17 protein-coding genes are annotated in these 20,801 nt (G+C 63.3%); 8 read left to right on the forward strand and 9 right to left on the reverse strand.

All coding sequences use genetic code 11. The features are described 5' to 3' along the window. Window positions 1-92 precede the first annotated feature (92 nt). Complete coding sequence (locus K3174_RS09445; RefSeq protein ID WP_221558021.1) at window positions 93-1,115, forward strand: LacI family DNA-binding transcriptional regulator; 1,023 nt, start codon at window positions 93-95, stop codon at window positions 1,113-1,115. A gap of 12 nt (window positions 1,116-1,127) precedes the next feature. Here the strand turns inward: K3174_RS09445 and K3174_RS09450 are convergent, their stop codons facing one another. Both K3174_RS09450 and K3174_RS09455 read right to left on the reverse strand, forming a co-directional pair. Then, complete coding sequence (locus K3174_RS09450) at window positions 1,128-2,681, reverse strand: tryptophan halogenase family protein (protein WP_221558022.1); 1,554 nt, start codon at window positions 2,679-2,681, stop codon at window positions 1,128-1,130. A 108-nt stretch (window positions 2,682-2,789) separates the two neighbouring features. Continuing rightward, window positions 2,790-5,795 (reverse strand): TonB-dependent receptor, encoded by a 3,006-nt coding sequence (locus tag K3174_RS09455; protein ID WP_221558023.1) that lies wholly within the window; start codon window positions 5,793-5,795, stop codon window positions 2,790-2,792. Between the two features lie 244 nt (window positions 5,796-6,039). Between K3174_RS09455 and K3174_RS09460 the strand changes: the two genes are divergently transcribed. After that, window positions 6,040-8,583 carry a glycoside hydrolase family 3 protein gene (locus tag K3174_RS09460; RefSeq protein ID WP_247712057.1) on the forward strand — a complete coding sequence of 848 codons (2,544 nt, stop codon included), beginning with the start codon at window positions 6,040-6,042 and terminating at the stop codon, window positions 8,581-8,583. A 204-nt stretch (window positions 8,584-8,787) separates the two neighbouring features. On the opposite strand, the gene K3174_RS09465 is transcribed toward K3174_RS09460, so the two are convergent. Continuing rightward, a complete protein-coding gene (locus K3174_RS09465; RefSeq protein ID WP_221558024.1) occupies window positions 8,788-9,180 on the reverse strand; it encodes a RidA family protein in 393 nt (130 codons plus the stop codon). A 37-nt stretch (window positions 9,181-9,217) separates the two neighbouring features. Beyond that, window positions 9,218-9,682 (reverse strand): nuclear transport factor 2 family protein, encoded by a 465-nt coding sequence (locus K3174_RS09470; protein ID WP_221558025.1) that lies wholly within the window; start codon window positions 9,680-9,682, stop codon window positions 9,218-9,220. A 53-nt stretch (window positions 9,683-9,735) separates the two neighbouring features. Here K3174_RS09470 and K3174_RS09475 point away from each other — a divergent pair, with 53 nt between their 5' ends. After that, window positions 9,736-10,347, forward strand: coding sequence for a TetR-like C-terminal domain-containing protein (locus K3174_RS09475; RefSeq protein WP_221558026.1), 612 nt, complete (start codon window positions 9,736-9,738; stop codon window positions 10,345-10,347). Here K3174_RS09475 and K3174_RS09480 read toward each other — a convergent pair. Then, a complete protein-coding gene (locus K3174_RS09480; RefSeq protein ID WP_221558027.1) occupies window positions 10,344-10,802 on the reverse strand; it encodes a nuclear transport factor 2 family protein in 459 nt (152 codons plus the stop codon). The two genes, K3174_RS09475 and K3174_RS09480, sit on opposite strands and share 4 nt — an antisense overlap. 149 nt (window positions 10,803-10,951) lie before the next feature. Further along, on the reverse strand, window positions 10,952-11,665 hold the full coding sequence (gene bdcA / locus K3174_RS09485) for an SDR family oxidoreductase (RefSeq protein WP_247712058.1): 714 nt from the start codon (window positions 11,663-11,665) through the stop codon (window positions 10,952-10,954). A gap of 134 nt (window positions 11,666-11,799) precedes the next feature. Between bdcA and K3174_RS09490 the strand changes: the two genes are divergently transcribed. Beyond that, on the forward strand, window positions 11,800-12,330 hold the full coding sequence (locus K3174_RS09490; protein ID WP_221558029.1) for a TetR/AcrR family transcriptional regulator: 531 nt from the start codon (window positions 11,800-11,802) through the stop codon (window positions 12,328-12,330). Window positions 12,331-12,460: 130 nt separating this feature from the next. Here K3174_RS09490 and K3174_RS09495 read toward each other — a convergent pair whose 3' ends face one another. The 3 genes from K3174_RS09495 to K3174_RS09505 form a co-directional block, all read right to left on the reverse strand. After that, window positions 12,461-13,297 carry an alpha/beta fold hydrolase gene (locus K3174_RS09495; protein WP_221558030.1) on the reverse strand — a complete coding sequence of 279 codons (837 nt, stop codon included), beginning with the start codon at window positions 13,295-13,297 and terminating at the stop codon, window positions 12,461-12,463. Between the two features lie 151 nt (window positions 13,298-13,448). Beyond that, window positions 13,449-14,141, reverse strand: coding sequence for a histidine utilization transcriptional repressor HutC (gene hutC / locus K3174_RS09500; protein WP_221558031.1), 693 nt, complete (start codon window positions 14,139-14,141; stop codon window positions 13,449-13,451). Then, window positions 14,138-15,508 carry a formimidoylglutamate deiminase gene (locus tag K3174_RS09505; RefSeq protein ID WP_221558032.1) on the reverse strand — a complete coding sequence of 457 codons (1,371 nt, stop codon included), beginning with the start codon at window positions 15,506-15,508 and terminating at the stop codon, window positions 14,138-14,140. Before K3174_RS09505 ends, hutC begins: the two co-directional genes overlap by 4 nt. Window positions 15,509-15,573: 65 nt before the next feature. Here K3174_RS09505 and hutI point away from each other — a divergent pair, with 65 nt between their 5' ends. Genes hutI through hutU form a run of 4 tightly spaced genes read left to right on the forward strand, consistent with a single transcriptional unit; the run spans window position 15,574 to window position 20,777 of the window. Then, complete coding sequence (hutI, locus tag K3174_RS09510) at window positions 15,574-16,791, forward strand: imidazolonepropionase (RefSeq protein WP_247712059.1); 1,218 nt, start codon at window positions 15,574-15,576, stop codon at window positions 16,789-16,791. After that, window positions 16,784-18,316: a histidine ammonia-lyase gene (gene hutH / locus K3174_RS09515; RefSeq protein WP_221558033.1), complete on the forward strand. Its 1,533-nt coding sequence runs from the start codon at window positions 16,784-16,786 to the stop codon at window positions 18,314-18,316. Before hutI ends, hutH begins: the two co-directional genes overlap by 8 nt. Then, window positions 18,313-19,101: an N-formylglutamate deformylase gene (gene hutG / locus K3174_RS09520; RefSeq protein ID WP_221558034.1), complete on the forward strand. Its 789-nt coding sequence runs from the start codon at window positions 18,313-18,315 to the stop codon at window positions 19,099-19,101. The genes hutH and hutG overlap by 4 nt, the downstream gene beginning before the upstream one ends. Next, window positions 19,098-20,777: a urocanate hydratase gene (gene hutU / locus K3174_RS09525; protein ID WP_221558035.1), complete on the forward strand. Its 1,680-nt coding sequence runs from the start codon at window positions 19,098-19,100 to the stop codon at window positions 20,775-20,777. The genes hutG and hutU overlap by 4 nt, the downstream gene beginning before the upstream one ends. Window positions 20,778-20,801: the final 24 nt, after the last annotated feature.

Raw genomic sequence — 20,801 nt, forward strand, 5'->3', positions numbered from 1 at the left:
GGTTTTATGGTACCCCACATGATGCGTCAGCGCTCGCTCCGGCGCCCTGCAGCATATTGACAGCGTAAGACAATTGCGTCACGAAATTGCCGGTGACCCGCGGAAAGAAGCGTTCGACGATTGTTGACGTCGCCAAGCTGGCGGCGGTTTCGCCCAAAAGCGTTTCACGCGTGTTCAACAATGAACCGCATATCACTCCTGCTCTGCGTAAAAAGGTTCTGCGCGCAGCGGAAGAGCTGAACTATCACCCCAATGTCATGGCGCAGGGGCTGGTGCGCCGACAGTCCTATCTCATCGGCCTGATCTATGAAAAACCCAGTCCCAGCTATGTCGTGGAACTGCAGCGCGGTGTACTGGAACGGCTGCATGGCGAACGTTACCGGCTGATCGTGTTGCCGGTGGAATCGGTCAGCGATCACCCAGGCGACGTTGTGTCGACCATCCGCTCGGCGGCACTCGACGGTGCCATCCTTGCCCCTCCCGCAGCAGATCATGCCGTTGTGCTTGACGGGCTCGCGCAGGCCCGCATCCCTTTTGCCCGGATTACGCCGAAATCGCACCTGGGCGTGGGCCTGGCGACAACCATGGACGATATCGCCGCCGGTCGCGAGATCGCCGAACATGTCATCGGCTACGGTCACAAGCGTATCGCGATTATCAAGGGCGATCCCGACCACCCGGTCAGCGCGCAGCGGCTTACGGCCTACCGCGCCGCTTTCGACGATGCGAATATCGAATACATGCCCGAGCTGGTCGAGACCGGCGATTTCAGCTTCGAGTCCGGTTACGAAGCGACCAAGCGGATCCTCTCGCGCAAATTGCGTCCGACCGCGATCCTCGCGCAGAATGACGATATGGCGGTGGGGGCCATCTCGGCCGCACGCGAACTGGGTTTCGACGTGCCTGCCGATCTCAGCGTGGTCGGCTTCGACGATTCCGAAATCGCGCGCGTGGTCTGGCCGCGACTTACTACGGTGCGCCAGCCGGTGGTCGAAATGGCGTGTACTGCCGCGGACATGTTGCTCCGCGAACTGGCTGGTGAGGACCCCGGTCCCACGGTGGTCCACACGCACAGCCTCATCGAACGGCTTACGGTCGCGCCGCCGCCCGTCTGACCGAACGCGGGTTCAACGACCGGACCAGCCGCCGCCATTGCCGAAGTTGGGTCGGCGCGTCTCGGCGGGGTCGAGCAGCCGATCGAGTATCGCATCGTGCGTGGGGGCGGCAGCGCGGAACGCCCGCATCGTTGCGCTCAACTGGCCGATTATCTTGCGTACCTCGCCAAAAGCAGCGAGATCCACCAGCGGATCGGTTGTGGCGGGCTGCAGCCCCATCCCATGCATGACATAGAACCAGCTGATATCTGCGAACAGTTCGCGTCGTTTGGACATGATCCGCCCGGTGCGGGTGAACAGTTCGATCTTCTCGGTCAACGTATCGGGCAGTTCGAGATTGCGCATGTAATCCCAGAACGGTTCGCCCATGCGCCGGTTGGGCGCGTAGTGCAACAACAGGAAGTCACGGATATGCGCATATTCCCGGTGTACGTCGCCGTTATAGGCAGCGATTAGCGCGGGGTCGAAATTGCGATCTGGAAACAGGTCGAGAAGCCGGTTGAGGCCGGTATGGATCAGATGGATGCTGGTCGATTCCAGCGGTTCGAGAAAGCCAGCGGATAGGCCGATCGCGAGGCAATTGCCGACCCAGGCACGCCTGCGCAGTCCGGCGGTGAAGCGCAGCAGGCGCGGATCGCCCAACGGCTCGCCCTCTAGCGCCCCGAGCAGTTCCTTATGCGCATCGGTATCGGAAATGAACTCGCTGGTATAGACGAGCCCGTTGCCTGTGCGATGCTGCAGCGGGATGCGCCATTGCCAGCCGGCCGCGCCCGCGCTGGCGACGGTATACGGTGCGCGGTGCACCTGCGCAGCGGTTGGAGCGGCAATGGCGCTGTCGCAGGGAAGCCAATGGCGCCAATCTTCGAAGCCTGCCCCTAGTGTCTCTTCGATCAGCAGCCCGCGAAAGCCCGAACAATCGATGTAGAAATCGGCCGACAGACTTTCGCCATTGTCGAAGTGCACCGCATCGATGCCTTTGTCCGAGCGCTCGGCGCGCACAATTCGCCGGTCGAGCCGCTCGACACCAGCCGCCTCGGCATGTTGGCGCAGGAAAGCGGCCACCAGCCCGGCATCGAAATGCAGCGCATAAGCGATCGCGCCGCCTGGCCAGTTGCCGTCAAGCGAGGGGAAGGCGAACTTGCAGTCTTCCGCCAGCGCGACCGAAGGACAAAGGTCGGCAAGCGTTTCGCCATGTCCTTCGGCGCGGTTCTTGCAATAGTAGTGATGAAAGGGGCGCTGGTTGATCGTCACCCCGAGATTGCCGAAGGGATGCCAATAGCTATGACCACGGTGCAGCCAGTCGCGGAACTGGATGCCCAGCTTGAAGGTGGCCTGGCAGCGACGGATGAATTCCAGTTCGTCGGCACCGATATTGCGCAGGAAATCGAAGATTGGCGGGATCGTTGCCTCGCCCACGCCGACTGTCGGGATCGCGGAGGATTCGACCAGCGTGATGCGGCACCCGCTGTTCTGCAGCACACGCGACAGCAAGGCCGCGGCGGACCAGCCCGCGGTGCCTCCGCCGACGATGCAGATCGAACGCAGCGGCTGAGCCCTACTGCCCATATTCCGATGCTGCGTAATGCTGAACCCCTCCTGTCACCATATCCGAAAAAGCGGTGGCGGCCTTTGCATGCAAGGGCCGCCATCCATTTACGGTGAGGAACACGAAAATCAGAAGGTGAACTTGACCCCGCCGTAAATTCGCCGCGAACCGGATTCGAAGCGGAAGGGCAGCTCGGGGAACTGCAAATACACGCTGGTATCGGCCTTGGTTATATTGATCGCCTCGGCGAAAATCTCGAAATTGTCGGTGAGTTGGTAGCTGACCTGCCCGTCAAGTTGGCCATAGGCCTTCTCGTAGATCCCCAGCGTCCGCGTGACCGACCCGTCGGCGAAACCGAAATTGCCGAGATACTGCTTCGACCGCCAGCTATAGCTCGCGCGCGCGGCGAAGCCGTGGCGTTCGAAATAGACCTGCCCGTTAGCCGAATGCTTCGATACGCCCGGCAGCGGCAGATTGTCGGTGAAGTCGGTGCTGAAGTCGGTCTCGGTATCCGAAAACGTGTAGTTTGCGGTGAAGCCGAGGCCGAAGTCGAAGGCATATTGCGTGGCGAGCTCGAAGCCCTTGACACGGCCGCCCGACCCGTTGGCGGGTTGCGATACCGGACCCAGCCGACCGCCGGCCTGATCGTTGACGAAGACCGTCACCGTCTCATTGACGATGAAGCTGTCCACTTCCTTCCAGAACAGTCCCGCCGAAAGCAGCCCCTGGTCACCGAAGTAATGCTCGATGCCGAGATCGAACTGGTAGGCGCGGAACGGATCGAGCTCGGCATTTCCGCGCGCGCCGCTGGTGAACTTGAACAGATCGTCTGCCGCATCGCGGGTGAAATTGGTCGAGAAGCCCTGACCCAGCGATACCAGCGGCTGACGCGCGACAACCCGAGCGGCGGAGAAGCGCACCTTGGTGCCATCGTTGACGTCGAACACTGCATTCGCGCTGGGCAGAAAGTCGGTATAGCTGCGCATGATCGTATTGGTGGTGAAATCGCGCAGAACACCGTTCCAGCTGTCGGTCCCCCAATAGCTGGGATCGGCATTGGACGGCTGGTTCTGATCGACGGTCAGGTCGGTGTTGACGATCCGCAGCCCGATATTGACGTGATAGGGATCGTCCTCGCCGCCCATATCCGCCATGATGTAGCCGGACTTGGTTTCCTCCTTCACGCGGTAGGTTTGCAGCGGGTCCTCGAAGAAAGCGAAAGGCGTGTCGGGATAGAGTGCCTGGATCCATGCAAGCGCATCGGTCATCTGCGAGCGGTCGGCGACCAGCACCGTATCGCCCTGGACGCGGCCGCCCCCGGCAAAATTGGCGATCGCTTCGACGCGCGAAGGATTGCTCAAGAAGGTTTCATAGGGCGTGATCAGCGCAGGGGAGTTGCCGAAGCGGCTGCAACCCGCGAATGCGGCGGGCTTGTTCGCTTCCGGCAAGTCGCAGATCTTGTAACCGATCGCGCCGTCCTGGAAAAAGCCAAAAGGCGTCCAGTTGTATGAAAAGCCGTCCACGCGTTCGGATTCGGGGATCGCAGTCGCATCGAGTTCGCCCTTCCCGCTGTAGTCGGCGAGATAGCGGCCCGAGGTGAAATCGACCGTGCGCTGGCCGTAGCGAAAACCCGCGCTTAGCGTGATCGTGTTTTCGTAATTGTCGTCGACGTCATAGGCGAAATCGGCGCGGATCGAATGTCCGTCGATGTCCGACCGGTCGCCGAACGCCCAGTGCGACTTGAAAAAACCGTAATCGGGGTTGTTGAATAGATCCTGTGGACTGTTCGGAGCCAGGCCGAAGCTCGGGAACTCGCCATTGGTATAGGTGAAGTCGAATGTCGGCGGGGCGTCCGAGTTGGGAACAAAGCCGGGCTGCGACCCGGAGGTGCCCGGTCCCCGTACGCTATAGGCGGTGTAGCGAACGTCGTTGTTGGCGACTTCGCGCTCCATGCTCGATGTGGCATAGTTCGCCATCACCGAGGCGCGGAAATTGGTGTCGTTGTCCCATTCCAGCCCGAACTGGAGGTTGTCCGATTTGATGTTCGACACGTCGACGAAGGAAATCGCTTCCGCCGACTGGGCGCGCACCGTTCCCTGTGTCAGGACGCCATTTTCGTTGATTGAGTAATCTCCGACCAGGCCCTGCGATTCGCCTTGGCCGAACGGAAATTTCACGGACGCTTCGCGCGTATCGATCTTGAGGTCCGAATGGAAATACTGCGCGCTGACCTCGAGCGTGTCGGTCGGACGGTAAGTGATACCCAGCGAGGCACCCCAGCGCCGGCGATATTGGTCGCGGTCGGTGATGTAGCGGTATTCGGGCGCGTAATAATCGGTCGGCACAGTCGCAGTGTCGCGGCGTCCTTCGCTGAAGGCCCAGTTGCCGCGATTGTCGCCGCCCAGCACGTTGACGTGGTTGTTGGTCTTTTCGTAGCTGAACGAGGCAATCACGCCGAGGCGGTCGTTGAAATTATAGCCCAGCACCGCGGCGCCCGCAGGCTCCCAGCCTGCAATCTCGCTGCCCTTGCTCATCTTGGCGTTGCCCGCCAGCGTCAGCCCGTCCTTCAGGTCGAGCGGGTTGCGCGTCTTGAGATTGACGATCCCGCCGAGGCCGCCCTCGAGCAGCGAGGCATTGGGCGATTTGAACACTTCGATTCCGCCGATAAGTTCGGACGGCACGCCCTCTAGGCTGTCGTTGCGGTTGTAATTGCCTTCGCCGACCTTGTAGACTTCCAGCCCGCTGACGAAGAGTTCGCCATTGAGCAGCGTGACGTTCTGCTCGAGGCCGCGGATGCGAACCTTGGAGCCCTGGCCATTCTCGCGGTCGATCTGGATGCCCGGTAGCCGCTGCAGCGATTCAGCGACGTTTTGATCGGGGAACTTGCCGATGTCTTCGGCGGTGACCGATTCAATGATCAGGTTAGATTCGCGCTTGGCGTTCAGCGCGTTTTCGAGCGATGCGCGAAACCCGGTAACGACGATGACATTGTCTTCCGCGCCCTCAGCGGAGCCGACTTGCTGGCCGTTGTCGGTCGTTTCCTGTGCGAAAGCCGGTGCGGCACCGATGCCTAAAGCCAGTGTCGACGAGGCAATCAGCAACTTTGACCGATTGCGCAAAATCCCGCTGTCCATTCTCGTAACCCTCCCAAACCGCATCGTCCGTGCGGACCTCTCATGGTTGCGCGAGACCCCTGTCGCTCCGACTCGGAAGGCGGTGCCCCTGACGCGACTTTACTGGTTGCATATTTCTGTCAACGTTGTCAAACAATGGTGTGATTTTACTGCTGGAGCGTCGATTTCCGCGGTATTTATGTCAAGGTTGTCAGGTTTGTTGTGACCGAAGATAAATCGGCACCGGTCGAATGGGATGGGGTATATGATCGCGAAAACGCTTCTTCCGACAATGGCGTCGGTTGCCATACTCGCCTCGTCGGCACTGCCCGCGCTGGCCGATACAGCGCAGCGGCCGGACTATCCGGTCGCCGCGCAGGTACATCCCGAACAATGGCCCGAAGTGGCCTTTCCGATCGTTTTGACCGAAAAGAGCGAAACGCGGGTGCAAGCGATCCTTGCGCGGATGACGCTGGAGCAAAAGGTCGGCCAGATCATTCAGGCCGACATTGCCAGCGTCACTCCCGACGACGTGCGCCGTTATCGTCTCGGCTCCGTGCTCAATGGCGGTAATTCGGGCCCCGGAGGCGACGATTTCGCTCCGGCCGAGAAATGGCTCGAACTTGCCGATGCCCTTTACGAAGCATCGATTGATGTGCCGCCAAATGAACCAAGGATCCCGATCATCTGGGGGACCGACGCCGTGCATGGCCATAGCAACATCGTCGGCGCCACGATATTCCCGCACAATGTCGGCCTGGGCGCGGCGCGTGATCCCGCCCTGATCGAACGCATCGGCCAGGTGACCGCGGTGGAAATCCGCGTAACCGGGCAGGAATGGACCTTTGCGCCCACCGTGGCTGTGCCGCAGGATTACCGCTGGGGCCGCGCATACGAAGGCTATTCGTCCGACCCGGCGCTGGTTGCCGCCTATGCCGGAGCAATGATTCGCGGGCTGCAGGGTCCGGCCTCGACAACGCCGATCCTCGCCGGGTCGCATGTCGCGGCGAGTACCAAGCACTATCTCGCCGATGGCGGGACCACCGACGGGCGCGATCAGGGAGATGCAGCGATCTCGGAATTGGAACTCCGGCTGATCCACGGTGCGCCCTATATCCCCGCGATGGAAAACGGCGTCGCTACGGTGATGACCAGCTTCTCCAGCTGGAACGGGGTCAAGCTGGCGGGCCATCGCGGGCTGGTGACCGACGTGCTCAAGGACCGGATGAATTTTGGCGGCCTGGTCGTGACCGACTGGAATGCACATGGCCAGGTTGCGGGCTGCAGCAATGCCAGCTGTCCGCGCGCGGTCGATGCGGGGATCGACATGTTCATGGCGCCCGATAGCTGGCGCAGCCTGTATGACACTACCCTGGCGCAGGTGCGTGACGGCACGATCGCGATGGACCGGCTCGACGATGCCGTCGCGCGCGTATTGCGTGTCAAACTGCGTCTTGGCCTGTTCGACATGGGCAAACCTTCCGAGCGGGCACTGTCCGGCCAATATGAACTGCTAGGTTCAGCCGACCACCGCGCGGTCGCGCGCGAGGCTGTGCGCAAGTCGATGGTACTCCTGAAGAATACGGGCGTGCTACCGCTGAAACCGGGTGGACGGATACTGGTTGCGGGCGATGCGGCCGACGATATCGGACGCCAGTCGGGCGGGTGGACGCTTAGCTGGCAGGGCACCGGGCTCGGCAACGATCTGTTCCCCGGCGCAACTTCGCTCTGGCGCGGGATCGAAGAAGCCGCCGCTGCCACCGGGGGCAGCGCGGAGCTGGCGATCGACGGCCAGTTTGCCGAGCGACCCGATGCCGCCATCGTCGTCTTCGGCGAGACGCCCTATGCCGAATTTCAAGGCGATATCGTCACGCTGCAATTGCGCCCTGAACTGCGCGGCCCGATCGCCACCATGCGGCGTCTGAAAGAGCAGGGCATTCCTGTGGTCGCGGTCATGATCACCGGTCGGCCGCTCTATATTAACGAGGCGCTCAACGCCGCCGATGCTTTCGTCACTGCCTGGCTGCCCGGATCGGAGGGTGGCGGAGTGGCCGATATGCTCTTCTCCGGCGCGGACGGCTTGCCGACCCATGAATTTCGGGGACTGCTCCCGGCGAGCTGGCCGGCCACGGCCCTGCACGGCGGCAAGACCCTGTTCCCGTTCGGCTACGGCCTGCGCTACGCCGACGGTCCTCGGGGTTGGATCACGCTTCCCGAAGACAGCGGTGTCGATGACGACGGTAGCGACGGGCGCGTGTTTTTCGAACGCGGCACGCCCGCATCCTCATGGTCGCTCAACATATCGCACGCCGATGGTAGCGACAGTCTGCGAATAACCACGATTCCGGCAGAGGCGCTGGAGGGCCGCGTCCGTGTTACCGCCACCGATTACGGTGTACAGGAGGGAGCGCGCAGTTTTGCCATCGACGCGAACGACAGAGGTACGGCCATCGAACTTGCTGCATTCGATTCGACGGATCTGACCCGCGAAACCAATGGCGACCTGCTGCTGCTCAGCACGGTCCGGATCGATGCGGCTCTCACGCAGCCATTGCGTATGTCGGTGCGCTGCGGCGGTGAGCGTTGCGGCCAGGAGGTTCCGATTGCCGAATTCGGCGATCTTTCGTCGGGCGAGTGGCGGGTGGTCGGCATTCCCCTCAAATGCTTCAGCGCTGCCGGCGCCGAAATGAACGCCATCACCTCGCCCTTTCGCATGACCAGCGTGGGCGCGGCAGAATTCAGTATTGCGCGGATTGCCTTGGGAAGCCTGTCCGAAGCGCATGTGGTTGCCGATTGCCCGACCGATTGAGCCGGTGGGCGGTGTGCCTTGGGGGTATCCCCTCAACCCGCAGAACGGTGCCGACGCACATGTCTTGCGGTGGATGTCCGCGCCGAAGCTGCGATCGAAGCGTCCATCGTGATATCGGCGGGTTTTACGTCGATAGCTGATGGTCAGCCTCGATCGCACCGGGAGCGCCGTTCGGCCGCGTTACACCGGCGCTCGTTTGTTCGGTCATCCGGGAATGCGCGCGATCACCTTAATCTCGAAGTCGAAGCCCGCCAACCAATTCACGCCGATCGCGGTCCAGTTCGGATAGGGCTTTTCAGGGAAATGACGGTTCTTGACCTCCATGAACGTATCGAACTGGTTTTCCGGATCGGTGTGGAAAGTCGTGATGTCGACGATATCGTCGAGGCTGCACCCGGCAGCCGCCAGTACCGCCTTTAGATTGGCGAAGGCGCGTTCGACCTGCGCCCCGAACTCGGGTTCCGGCTCGCCGTTCTCGCGGCTGCCGACCTGGCCGGAGACGAACAGCAGATCGCCCGAGCGGATCGCCGCAGAATAGCCGTGCTCTTCGTAAAGGGCGTGCCGGTCGGCGGGGAAGATAGCGTTACGTTTGGTCATGATAGTATTGTCCTTTATGCGGAGGGTATGGTCGCCTTTACCGGTCGGCGAGCTGGCTCTTTGGTGTGGCGTGTATGATTGCGGCATCACCGAGCGCCGCGATCAGCACCTGGGGGTTCCAATAGTCTCTATAGCGGCTGATCCGCCCGTCGCGGAGCTCGATGACCGATATGTAGTCCTGATCGTAGCGCGCGCCGGTCTCGTTCGCATATGCTTTCGCTGCGAATTCCAGCACAGCCGACCTCTTGTCGGGCGCCACAATCGCGCGGAGCAATATCAAAGTTTCGACCGTGATCAGCTCACCGACACGCGGCAGATAGTCCGCCAGCGCGACCTTGCCTGTCAGCTCGGTGACACTGCCGGGCAGTGCATAGGGAAACTCGAAGGAGATATCGTCGGACATCAGATCCAGAAAGCCACCCTCGGTTGGAGCCAGCGCATCACCCAGAGCGGACACAAGCAGGGACTGCAGGCCTGGAAATTCCATTTTCTTCTTGCTCATGCCTTCACTCGCGACCGACCATTAGGTAACCCGGGCGATATGGAGGGCGTTGGATGGAACGCAAGAGTACCGACCAAAAATCTCGTCGTAAGCCGAGTGGCGCCGCCGTTATCCGGAGCGATCTGACGAGATCCCTCCATCGCGCATTGTTCGAGGAATGGGCCGAATATGGCTATGCCGGAATAAGCCTAGAGCGCGTCGCCGCGCGCGCAGGAGCCGGTAAGGCGGCCATCTACAGGCGGTGGCCTTCGAAGCGGGAGTTTGCCGCCGGGGCAGTCCATGCCGCTGGCATATCGCTATCGGACTTTTCCGATCATGGATCGCTGGAGGCGGATATCGGCGCGTTCCTCACCGCCAATCGTAGGGCGTTTCGGCATCCTTTGATCCGGCGAGTCCTGCCGGATCTTCTGGCCGAACGCCTTTGTGCGGGCGAGCTGACAAGCGTGGTGGACCAGATCGCGGAAGTGCGACGCGAAAACGGTGAACGACTTCTCGACCGGGCGGTCCAACGCAGAGAGTTGTCCGCCTCGATTGACCGAGAACTGGCCCTCGATCTGATACCGTCGCCGCTCTACTGGCGGATGATTATCCGTGGCCGACCGATCAGCAGGGCGGAACTGGATCGCCAGGTGACCGCTCTCGTCGCCGCATTGAGGGTCTGCTAGGTCCGTGCCGCGGGGCCTTTGACATTGTCGGGCAAGGCGTCCGCACCGCCCGCAGCGGTCAAGGCGACGATAGGATTCCAGTAGTCGCGATATTCGGCGATCTTTCCGTTACGGACGCGAATGACATTGATGTAGCGCTGATCGTAGGACAGCCCGGTTTTTACGCCCGTGGCGTTCTTGGCATGGAATTCGAGGATGACCGTTTCGCCATTGGTAGCCCGATATTGCGCGGTTTCGACCAGTTCTTCGATATCGAAATACTCGGGGACGACGGGCATATATTCGGCCACGGTGTCGCGCCCCACAAGCTGGTTGGCCCCGCCCGGAGCATAGGGTGCTTCGAACGCAACGTCCTTCGCGCACATGTCGGCGAAGCTTTCTGCAGGGTCGAGAAGATCGCCGATGCTGTTGCGGAGCAAATTGGTAAGCGGCGGAAAAACGTCAGGATATGCCATGTCCAGTTCCTTTGTTGAAAGACGGGCCGGCATATGGGTGCAAGTGGACGGAACGCAAGCGTTCCGTCCAAATTTATCTCAACTTCGCATCTGGATCGCAGCTCCGGACGCGGCGGCCGAGGCATTTTCGCCATGGCCGCCGCCGGTTGTCAGGCTCCAAAGGCCCCATCGATCGTGTGCATGGCACCGGTCACGAAGCCGGCTTCGGGTCCGGCCAGCCAGGCGACCATGCCGGCGACTTCCTCGGGCCGGCCGTGGCGCTTGATGGCCAAGAAACTGTGCATCAGATCGCGCATCGGCCCGTCTTCGGGATTGGCGTCGGTATCGATCGGACCAGGCTGAACCACATTGATCGTGATCCCCCGTGGCCCGAAATCGCGCGCCAGACCGCGCGCCATGCCCTGCAGCGCGGACTTGCTGAGCGCATAAGACGCCATTCCCGGCAGCGGCATGCGGTCGCCATTGACCGATCCGATCACGATGATCCGGCCGCCCTCCGGCATCTGGCGCGCTGCCTCCACCGATGCGTGGTAGGGTGCGTGGACATTGACGCTGAGCATCCTGTCGACCTCGTCCGGATCCTGTTCCAGCGCATCGCCGAATATGGCGAAACCGGCATTTACGACCAGGATATCCAGCGGTCCGCTTTCCCGTACACGGTCTATAACCGCGTCGCGATCGGCGCTGTCGGTGTGGACCGCCGTCGTGCCCGTGTCGTCCGCCAGCGTCTTGGCGGCTTCCGGCGAACCGGCGTAGGTGAAAATCACTTTCGCTCCGTCGTTTGCCAAACGCCGCACGATCGCGGCTCCAATGCCTCGGCTACCGCCGAGGACGAGTACGCGTTTACCTTGAAACATGGCCAACTGCCTTCCTTGATGTTTAATATAGGGCGCACTACATAATAGGCGACCGACACCGTTCAAGAGATTTTGTAGTGAGCGATAAAAATATATCCCGACGAAGAGGCCGCCCGCGGAGTTTCGACCCTGGCGAGGCGGTGGCGACTGCCCAGGGCCTCTTTCATTCGCGCGGTTATGACGGGGTCAGCGTGGCCGACGTAACCAGCGCGATAGGCATCAATGCACCCAGTTTCTACGCGGCTTTCGGCAGCAAGGCCGGGTTGTACGACCAGGTTCTCCAACGCTGGGCCTGCACGGGAGCCATTCCCCTTCAGGACATCTTGCGCACAGACCGATTGGTCGAGGCATCGCTTGTCGATCTGTTGACGGAAGCGGCACGTCAGTATGCGGCCGATCCCGATGCCACCGGATGCCTTGTGCTCGAGGGAACTCGCAGCAACGACGCAGATGCGCGACAGGCTGCCAGCGCCTACAGCGTGGCAGCGCAAGAAGCGATCCGCGAATATATCGCACAGCGGCACCCTGAAAGCGCCGACCTACTGGCGGACTACGTTTGTACAACCATGGTGGGCCTCTCGGCTCAGGCTCGCAATGGCTTGGACCGTAATCGACTGCTCGAAGTCGCGGAGACGGCAGGCCTCGCGATTTCGCGTGTTCTTACGGACTAGGCGACGCCCACCCTCACTCGGCGATTTTATCCAGGTTGGCCGCTCCCACTCCGCTTGCGTTTGCGCTCCTTCAGAGCCGACCTCCAGCCCACACCGAAACCGGAAGTTTGAAGGTAGCTTTGATCGGCCGTCAGCTCGCGACGAAGGCCAGTAGATCGGCGTTCAGCACATCCGCATTGACCGACAACATGCCGTGCGAATAGCCGGAATAGACCTTCAGCGTGCCGTTGCTAAGCAGCTTGATCGCCTTGTGGGCGGAAGGTCCGATGGGCACCACCTGATCGTCATCGCCGTGCATCACCAGCGTCGGCACGCTGATCGCCTTGAGGTCTTCGGTCTGATCGGTTTCGGAGAACGCCGCGATGCCGTCGTAATGTGCCTTGGCGCTGCCCATCATGCCCTGTCGCCACCAGTTCTGGATCATCCCTTCATGGACTTCCGCATTCGGGCGGTTGAAGCCGTAGAACGGGCCGGAAGGGACATCGCGGAAAAATTGCGCGCGGTTCACGGCCAGCGCGGACCGGAAACCGTCGAAGACCTCCTTCGGCGTACCCTCGGGATTGTCGGCGGTCTGCAGCATGAGGGGCGGGATTGCGGAGACCAGCACGGCCTTCGCCACCCGGCCTGCCGGCTCGCCATGCTTCGCGACATAGCGCGCGACTTCGCCGCCGCCCGTCGAATGGCCGATATGGACGGCTCCGCGCAGGTCGAGTGCTTCGACGACGGCCGCGGCATCGGCGGCGTAATGCTCGATATCGTGACCGCTATCGACCTGGCTCGAGCGGCCATGTCCCCGCCGGTCGTGAGCGATCACGCGATAGCCCTCCGCCAGGAAGAACAGCAGCTGCGCGTCCCAGTCGTCGGCGCTCAGCGGCCAGCCATGGTGGAACATGATCGGCTGCGCATCCTTGGGGCCCCAGTCCTTGTAGAAGATCTCGACGCCGTCTTTCGTGGTAACGAAGCTCATGTTTGCATCTCCTTCGGATAGGCTGTGCGTGCCGATTCCTGCGACCCGGCTCTCGCCATGCGCCCTGTTTTTGCCGAATTCGTGGCATGCCGCACGGCTGGGCGCTCCTTGCGAACGCATCGGCGCACCGCGCCACCCTTTGCCACCACCGCTAGATCGTGAATTCGAGCCGGTAGCCGGCCGCATATATCAGCGTCATGGCCGTGACCGGGCGATCGTCTAGCCAGGTCGTCCGCTCCATGGTGAACAGGGCGGCGCCTTCGGTCGCACCGAGGATCGCGGCGACGTCCGCGGTGGCGGCACTGGCCGAGATGGCGACTTCGCCGCGCGTGAATGGCACCCTGCGGACGAGCCATTCATTGGCGCTGAGGTCGCCGAACTCGGCATGCTCGAATTCGGGGACCGTGGCGAGGTTCACCCAGCGGGTCTCGAACGCGAAGGGGCGATCATCGGCAAGGTGAAGGGTTTCAAGATAGACGGCGCGGTCGCCGCGTCCCAGCTTCAATCGCCCGCGCAGATCTGCCGGCACCGATGCCAGCTTCCGCTCGCGGATCTCGCAACGGTATCCCGCGCCGCTTTCCTCGACCTGTTCGCGCAGCAGCGGAATGCGCAGTTGCGCCGGCGGTAGCGGCAATGGCCGAACGCGCGTGCCGCCCTTGCGTTTGCGCTCGACGATGCCTTCATCGGCCAGTGCCTGCAGCGCGCGGTTCACCGTGGTGCGCGAGCAGCCATACTCCTCGGCGAAATCCGCTTCGCCGGGAATGAGTTCGCCCAGCTTCCATTCGCCCGCGACGATGCGTGCCCGGATCGCCTCGCGAATGCCGCTATGGCTGATGGCGTTCACAGCGCAGCGCCCAGTTCGCGAATAGTGCTGGCGAAGCGGGCGCGGATATCGGCAGCGCGGATATGCTCGCCGTTTCGCACGATGTGGCGACCGGCGGACCAGACATTGCTCACGGCGGGGCCTTCCACGCCGAAGATCCACGCATCGAGCCGCTGGTCGGGCTGCGGCCAGTCGAGAAACGGCAGATCGTCGCGCAGGGCGACAATGTCTGCAAGCTGGCCCGGCGCGATCGCGCCCGCCTGGCGCCCGATCGCCTGCGCTCCGCCTTCGGCTGCGCGTTCGTAGAGATAGCGACCGTTCGAACGGGTGGCATTGTCGGTCAGCACGGCGCGCTGGCGATGCTTCAGGCGCTGCGAAACTTCGAGCATGCGCAGTTCTTCCGCAACCGAGAGGCGGATGTTCGAATCCGAGCCGATGCCGAAGCGCCCCCCGGCGGAGAGATACTCTCGAGCCGCGAATATCCCGTCGCCGAGATTGGCTTCGGTGGTGGGGCACAGGCCGGCGACGGCTTGCGAAGAGGCGAGATCGGCCACCTCTCCCATCTCGAGATGGGTGGCGTGGATCAGGCACCAGCGGTGGTCGACCGGCATGTTGTCGAGCAGCCAGCGCACCGGGCGTGCCCGAAGGTGCGCTTCGACCTCCTCGACCTCTTTCACCTGCTCGGCGGCGTGGATGTGGATCGGGCCGTCCGGGCATAGCGCCAGGCAGGCTTCGAGCCCTTCGCGGTCGACGGCGCGGAGCGAATGCGGGGCGGCGCCGAGGCGGAAGTCTGCGGGCAAGTTACGGATATTGCTGGCAATTGCTGCGTGGAGCGTCTCGAATTCGTCGATCGAATTGCCGAACCGCAACTGCCCCCCCGCGAGCGGGCGCTTGTCCAGCCCGCCATAGGTATAGAGCACCGGCAAATGGGTAAGGCCGATGCCGCTGGCCTCGCTCGCGGCGAAGATGGCGTTCGACATTTCGGCCGGATCGTCGAATTTTCCGCCGCCGAAAGTGTGATGCAGGTAATGAAATTCGGCCGACGCGGTGTAACCTGCCTCTGCCATTTCGAGCTGAACCTGTGCGGCGATTGCTTCGATGTGATGCGGCGCGAGGATATCGAGGAAGCGGTACATGACCTTGCGCCAGGTCCAGAAATCGTCCGACCCTTCCGGCCCGCGCGCTTCGGCCAGACCGGCCATGGCGCGCTGGAAGCTGTGGGTGTGGACATTGGCCATACCGGGCAGGGCGGTGCCGACTGCCGCAGCGGCATCGAAACCGCGCGGCGAAACCTCGGCAATCGTCCCGCCATCGTCGACATGGATCGCATGATCGGCCAGCCAGCCCGAGGGCGTGAGGACCTGCCGTGCCGAGATGATGCCAGCCATTGGCCGTTGCGCCTTTCTTATATTATGTGCATACATAATCACAGAGCGAGGAGACGCGCAAGAGCATGGCAGGTCGAGTCTTCACCCATTGCAGCGCTGCGACGATGGTGACGGGCGGGGCGCCCTATGGGCTTGTCCGGGATGCCGCGATTGCAGTGGCCGACGGGCGCATCGCTTGGGTCGGCGCGAGGGCGGAACTGCCGCAGGACTGGACCGGGGTGGAGCAGCACAATCTCGGCGGCGCGCTCGTCACGCCGGCGCTGGTGGATTGCCATACGCATCTGGTTTTCGGCGGGGATCGCAGCCGCGAATTCGCGCTCCGGCTTGAAGGCGCCAGCTATGAGGAAATCGCCCGCGCGGGCGGCGGCATCCGATCGACCGTGTCCGCCACGCGCGACGCGTCGGACGAGGAACTGCTCGCCAGCGCGCTACGCCGCGTCGACGATCTGATTGCCGATGGCGTCGCCGTGATCGAGGTGAAGTCGGGCTATGGCCTCAGCATCGAACACGAACTGCGCATGCTCCGCGTCGCCCGCGCCATCGAAGCGAAGCGGCCGGTGCGCATCCGCACCAGTTGGCTGGCCGCCCACGCCCTGCCGCCCGAATTCGAAGGCGAAGCCGATCGCTATATCGACGAAGTGGCGATCCCCGGTCTCGAGGCTGCCGCTGCCGAACGGTTGGTCGATGCGGTTGACGGGTTCTGTGAAGGCATCGGTTTTACGCCCGAACAGATGCGTCGGGTGTTCGATCAAGCGCTCGATCTGCAACTTCGCGTCAAGCTTCATGCCGAGCAGTTGAGCGACCTCAAGGGCGCCGTGCTGGCGGCGGAATACGACGCCCTCTCGGCCGATCACCTCGAATGGCTGGCCCCGGAAGATGCGCTACTGCTGGCGGAAAAAGACGTGGTGGCGGTGCTTCTGCCCGGCGCCTTCTATGCCCTGCGCGAAACGCGCCTGCCGCCGATGGATGCATTGCGCGAGGCGGGGGTGGCGATGGCGTTGGCGACCGATTGCAATCCGGGAAGTTCGCCGCTCTCCTCGCTGCGCCTCGCCATGAACATGGGCTGCACCCTGTTCCGCATGACCGCCGAAGAAGCGCTCGCTGGCGCGACCCGCAACGGCGCGAAGGCGCTGGGGCTCGAGGCCGAGTACGGCACGATCGAACCGGGCAAGCGCGCCGATCTTGCCATATGGGACGCACCCCATCCCGATTATCTCAGCTATTGGATCGGCGGGCATTTGCTGCGCGGCCGGATTGGCGCAGGAACGTATCACGATGCATGATCTGTCGCCCGGAACGCTCGGCCTGGCGGAGCTGGAGGCGCTGTATCGCTGCGCCGATCCCTTCCGGATCGACAATGCGGCGATGGCAGACGTCGCGGCTTCGGCGGACCGGCTGACCGCAGCCGTGGGATCGGGCGAGGCGATCTACGGCGTCAATACCGGCTTCGGCAAGCTCGCCAGCGTGCGGATCGGCAACACCGATCTCGGCACTCTGCAGCGCAATCTGGTGCTGTCGCACAGCGCCGGTTTCGGCGAACCGCTCGCGCCCGAAATCGTGCGTTTCATTATCGCGCTCAAATGCCTTTCGCTGGGGCGCGGAGCTTCGGGGGTGCGGCCCGTCGTGGTCGAGCGGCTGCAACAGCTTGTCGAGGCGGGCGTTACGCCCGTCGTGCCGGAGAAAGGCTCGGTCGGGGCATCGGGCGACCTGGCCCCGCTGGCCCATGTCGCCGCCACGCTGATCGGCGAGGGTGACGCATTCTACAGGGGCGAGCGCATTGCTGCGGGCGAGGCGCTCCAGCGTGCGGGGCTCGAACCGCTGGTGCTCGAAGCGAAGGAGGGGCTGGCGCTGCTCAACGGCACGCAGGTTTCGACCGGGCTGGCGCTGGCGGCGCTGTTCGACAGCTGGCGGCTGGCGATCAATTCGCTGGTCACGACGGCCCTCTCGCTCGACGCGGCGATGGGATCGACCGCGCCCTTCCACGAGGAAATTCACACCCTGCGCGGCCATCGCGGCCAGATCGTGTCGGCACAGACCATTCGCGATCTGCTGGACGGGTCGCAGATCCGCGAAAGCCACCGCGAAGACGATCTGCGCGTGCAGGACCCCTATTGCCTGCGCTGCGCGCCGCAGGTGATCGGCGCCTGTCTCGACCAGCTTGCCCATGCGGGCGATGTGCTGCGGATCGAGGCCAATGCCGCGACCGACAATCCGCTGGTCCTGTCCGACGGGTCGATCGTGTCGGGTGGGAACTTCCATGCCGAACCGGTCGGGATGGCGGCGGACGGGATCGCCATTGCGGTGTCCGAAATAGGCGCCATCGCCCAGCGGCGGATCGCGCTGCTGGTCGATCCGGCGCTCAGTTTCGGCCTGCCGGCTTTCCTCGCCCCGTCGCCGGGCCTGCAATCGGGCCTGATGATCGCGGAAGTCACCAGCGCCGCGCTGATGAGCGAGAACAAGGCGCTGGCCAATCCGCGCGTGGTGGACAGTACGCCGACCTCGGCCAATCAGGAAGATCACGTGTCGATGGCCTGCCACGGCGCGCGCCGTCTGCTGGAGATGAACGCCAATCTTGCCGCCATTCTCGGCATCGAGGCCATGACCGCCGCGCAGGGCGTGGAATGTCGCGCTCCGCTGGAGACCAGTGGCGTTTTGCAGCAGGCCATCGGCCGAATTCGCCAGGCCTCGCCCGCTTTGACCGAGGATCGGCTGATGGAACCGGACATCGACGCCATGGCAACACTGCTCGGCTCTGCGCCGCTGGCAGACGGCATTGCGGCAGAGACTATTGCCGGGTTTGCGCCATGAACCCAGTTACCGTCATACCCGGCAGCTCGCCCATCGTGCTGGCGCAGCCGCATTCGGGCACTTTCGTGCCGGAGGATATCCGGGCGACCCTGACCGCGCGGGGCGGGATGCTGGCCGATACGGACTGGCACGTTCCGCAGCTTTACGACGGGCTTCTGCCCGATGCGACTATCGTGCGCGCCGAGTTCAACCGCTACGTCATCGACGCCAATCGCCCGCCGGACGGAGCGAGCCTCTATCCCGGCCAGAATACGACCGGCCTCGTGCCGATGGTCGATTTCGAGAACCATCCATTGTGGCAGGAGGAGCCGGACGAAGCGGAGATCGCGCGGCGGCGCAAAGCCTTCCATGCACCCTATCACGCGGCGCTGCGTGCCGAGATCGACCGGGTGCGCGGCCAGCATGGGTTCGCCGTGCTGTACGATTGCCATTCGATCCAGTCGTGCCTGCCCTTCCTGTTCGAAGGTCGGCTGCCCGATCTCAATATCGGCACCGATAACGGCGCGACCTGCGCCCCGGCCATCGAGCGCGAAGTGGCCATGGCCTGCGCCAACGGCCCCTATAGCTATGTCGTCAACGGGCGGTTCCGCGGCGGCTGGACCACGCGGCATTACGGAGAGCCGGACCGGAACATCCACGCGATCCAGATGGAAATCGCGCAATCCACCTATCTCGAAGCGGAGGAACCGCCCTTCGCCTTCTCGCCCGACAAGGCCGCCGACCTGCGCGATACGCTGGCGGAAGTCTTTGCGGGTATCGAAAGCACATTCGGAGAGCTTGCATGAGTATCGACCGCCGCAACGCCCGCGAGATCAAGGCGCCGACCGGGCCCGATCTCACCTGCGGCAGTTGGCAGACCGAGGCGCCGTTCCGGATGATCCAGAACAATCTCGACCGCGAGGTGGCGGAAAACCCCGACGAACTGGTGGTCTATGGCGGGATCGGCCGGGCGGCGCGCAGCTGGGGCGATTTCGAGGCGATCCTGTCCAGCCTCAAGACGCTCGCCGACGACGAGACGCTGCTCGTTCAGTCGGGCAAGCCAGTGGGCGTGTTCCGCACCCATGCCGATGCGCCGCGCGTGCTGATCGCCAATTCCAATCTGGTGCCGCATTGGGCCAATTGGGACCATTTCAGCGAGCTCGATAGAAAAGGCCTGATGATGTACGGCCAGATGACCGCCGGATCGTGGATCTATATCGGCACGCAGGGCATCGTGCAGGGCACTTACGAAACCTTCGTGGAGGCGGGCCGCAAGCATTATGGCGGCGATCTGACGGGCAAGTGGATCCTCACCGGCGGGCTGGGCGGAATGGGCGGCGCGCAGCCGCTCGCCGCGGTGATGGCGGGGGCCTGCTGTCTGGCGGTCGAATGCAATCCGGAGTCGATCGATTTCCGCCTGCGCACCCGCTATCTCGACGAGAAAGCCCAGACTGTGGACGAGGCGCTGGCGATGATCGAGCGCTGGACCGCCGCGGGCGAAGCGAAATCGGTCGGCCTGCTGGGCAATGCCGCAGAAATTTTTCCCGAACTGGTGAAGCGCGGCGTGCGGCCCGATATCGTCACCGACCAGACCAGCGCGCACGATCCGGTCAATGGCTACCTCCCCCTCGGCTGGACCATGGGCGAATGGCGCGCGAAGCGCGAAAGCGATCCCAAGGCGGTCGAGACAGCCGCGCGCGCCTCGATGCGCAAGCAGGTCGAGGCGATGCTCGCCTTCTGGGACGCTGGCGTGCCCACGCTCGATTACGGCAACAATATCCGGCAGGTCGCGCTGGAAGAGGGGCTGGAGAATGCCTTCGCCTTTCCCGGCTTCGTGCCCGCCTATATCCGCCCGCTATTCTGTCGCGGGATCGGCCCGTTCCGCTGGGCCGCGCTGTCGGGCGACCCGGAGGATATCTACAAGACCGACGCCAGGGTGAAGGAGCTGCTGCCCGACAACCATCACCTGCACAACTGGCTGGACATGGCGCGCGAGCGGATTGCCTTTCAGGGCCTGCCCGCGCGCATCTGCTGGGTGGGGCTGGGCGACCGCCACCGGCTGGGCATGGCGTTCAACGAGATGGTCGCGAGCGGCGAACTCAAGGCCCCGGTCGTGATCGGGCGCGACCACCTCGATTCCGGTTCGGTCGCCAGCCCCAATCGCGAGACCGAGGCGATGAAAGATGGCAGCGACGCGGTCAGTGACTGGCCGCTGCTGAATGCGCTGCTCAACACCGCCAGCGGGGCCACCTGGGTCAGCCTGCATCATGGCGGCGGCGTGGGCATGGGGTTCAGCCAGCATGCCGGCATGGTGATCGTCGCGGACGGCACCGAGGACGCGGCGCGGCGGCTGGAGCGCGTGCTGTGGAACGATCCGGCCACCGGCGTCATGCGCCATGCCGATGCGGGCTACGACGAAGCGGTGGACTGTGCCCGCGAGAAAGGTCTGCGCCTGCCCGCCATCCTGGGCGAAGAGCCGTAAAACGCCGTTCGCGGACATTAGCAA

Origin of the sequence: Qipengyuania qiaonensis (assembly GCF_019711515.1) — a bacterium.
In the GTDB taxonomy this organism is placed as follows: Bacteria; Pseudomonadota; Alphaproteobacteria; order Sphingomonadales; family Sphingomonadaceae; genus Qipengyuania; species Qipengyuania qiaonensis.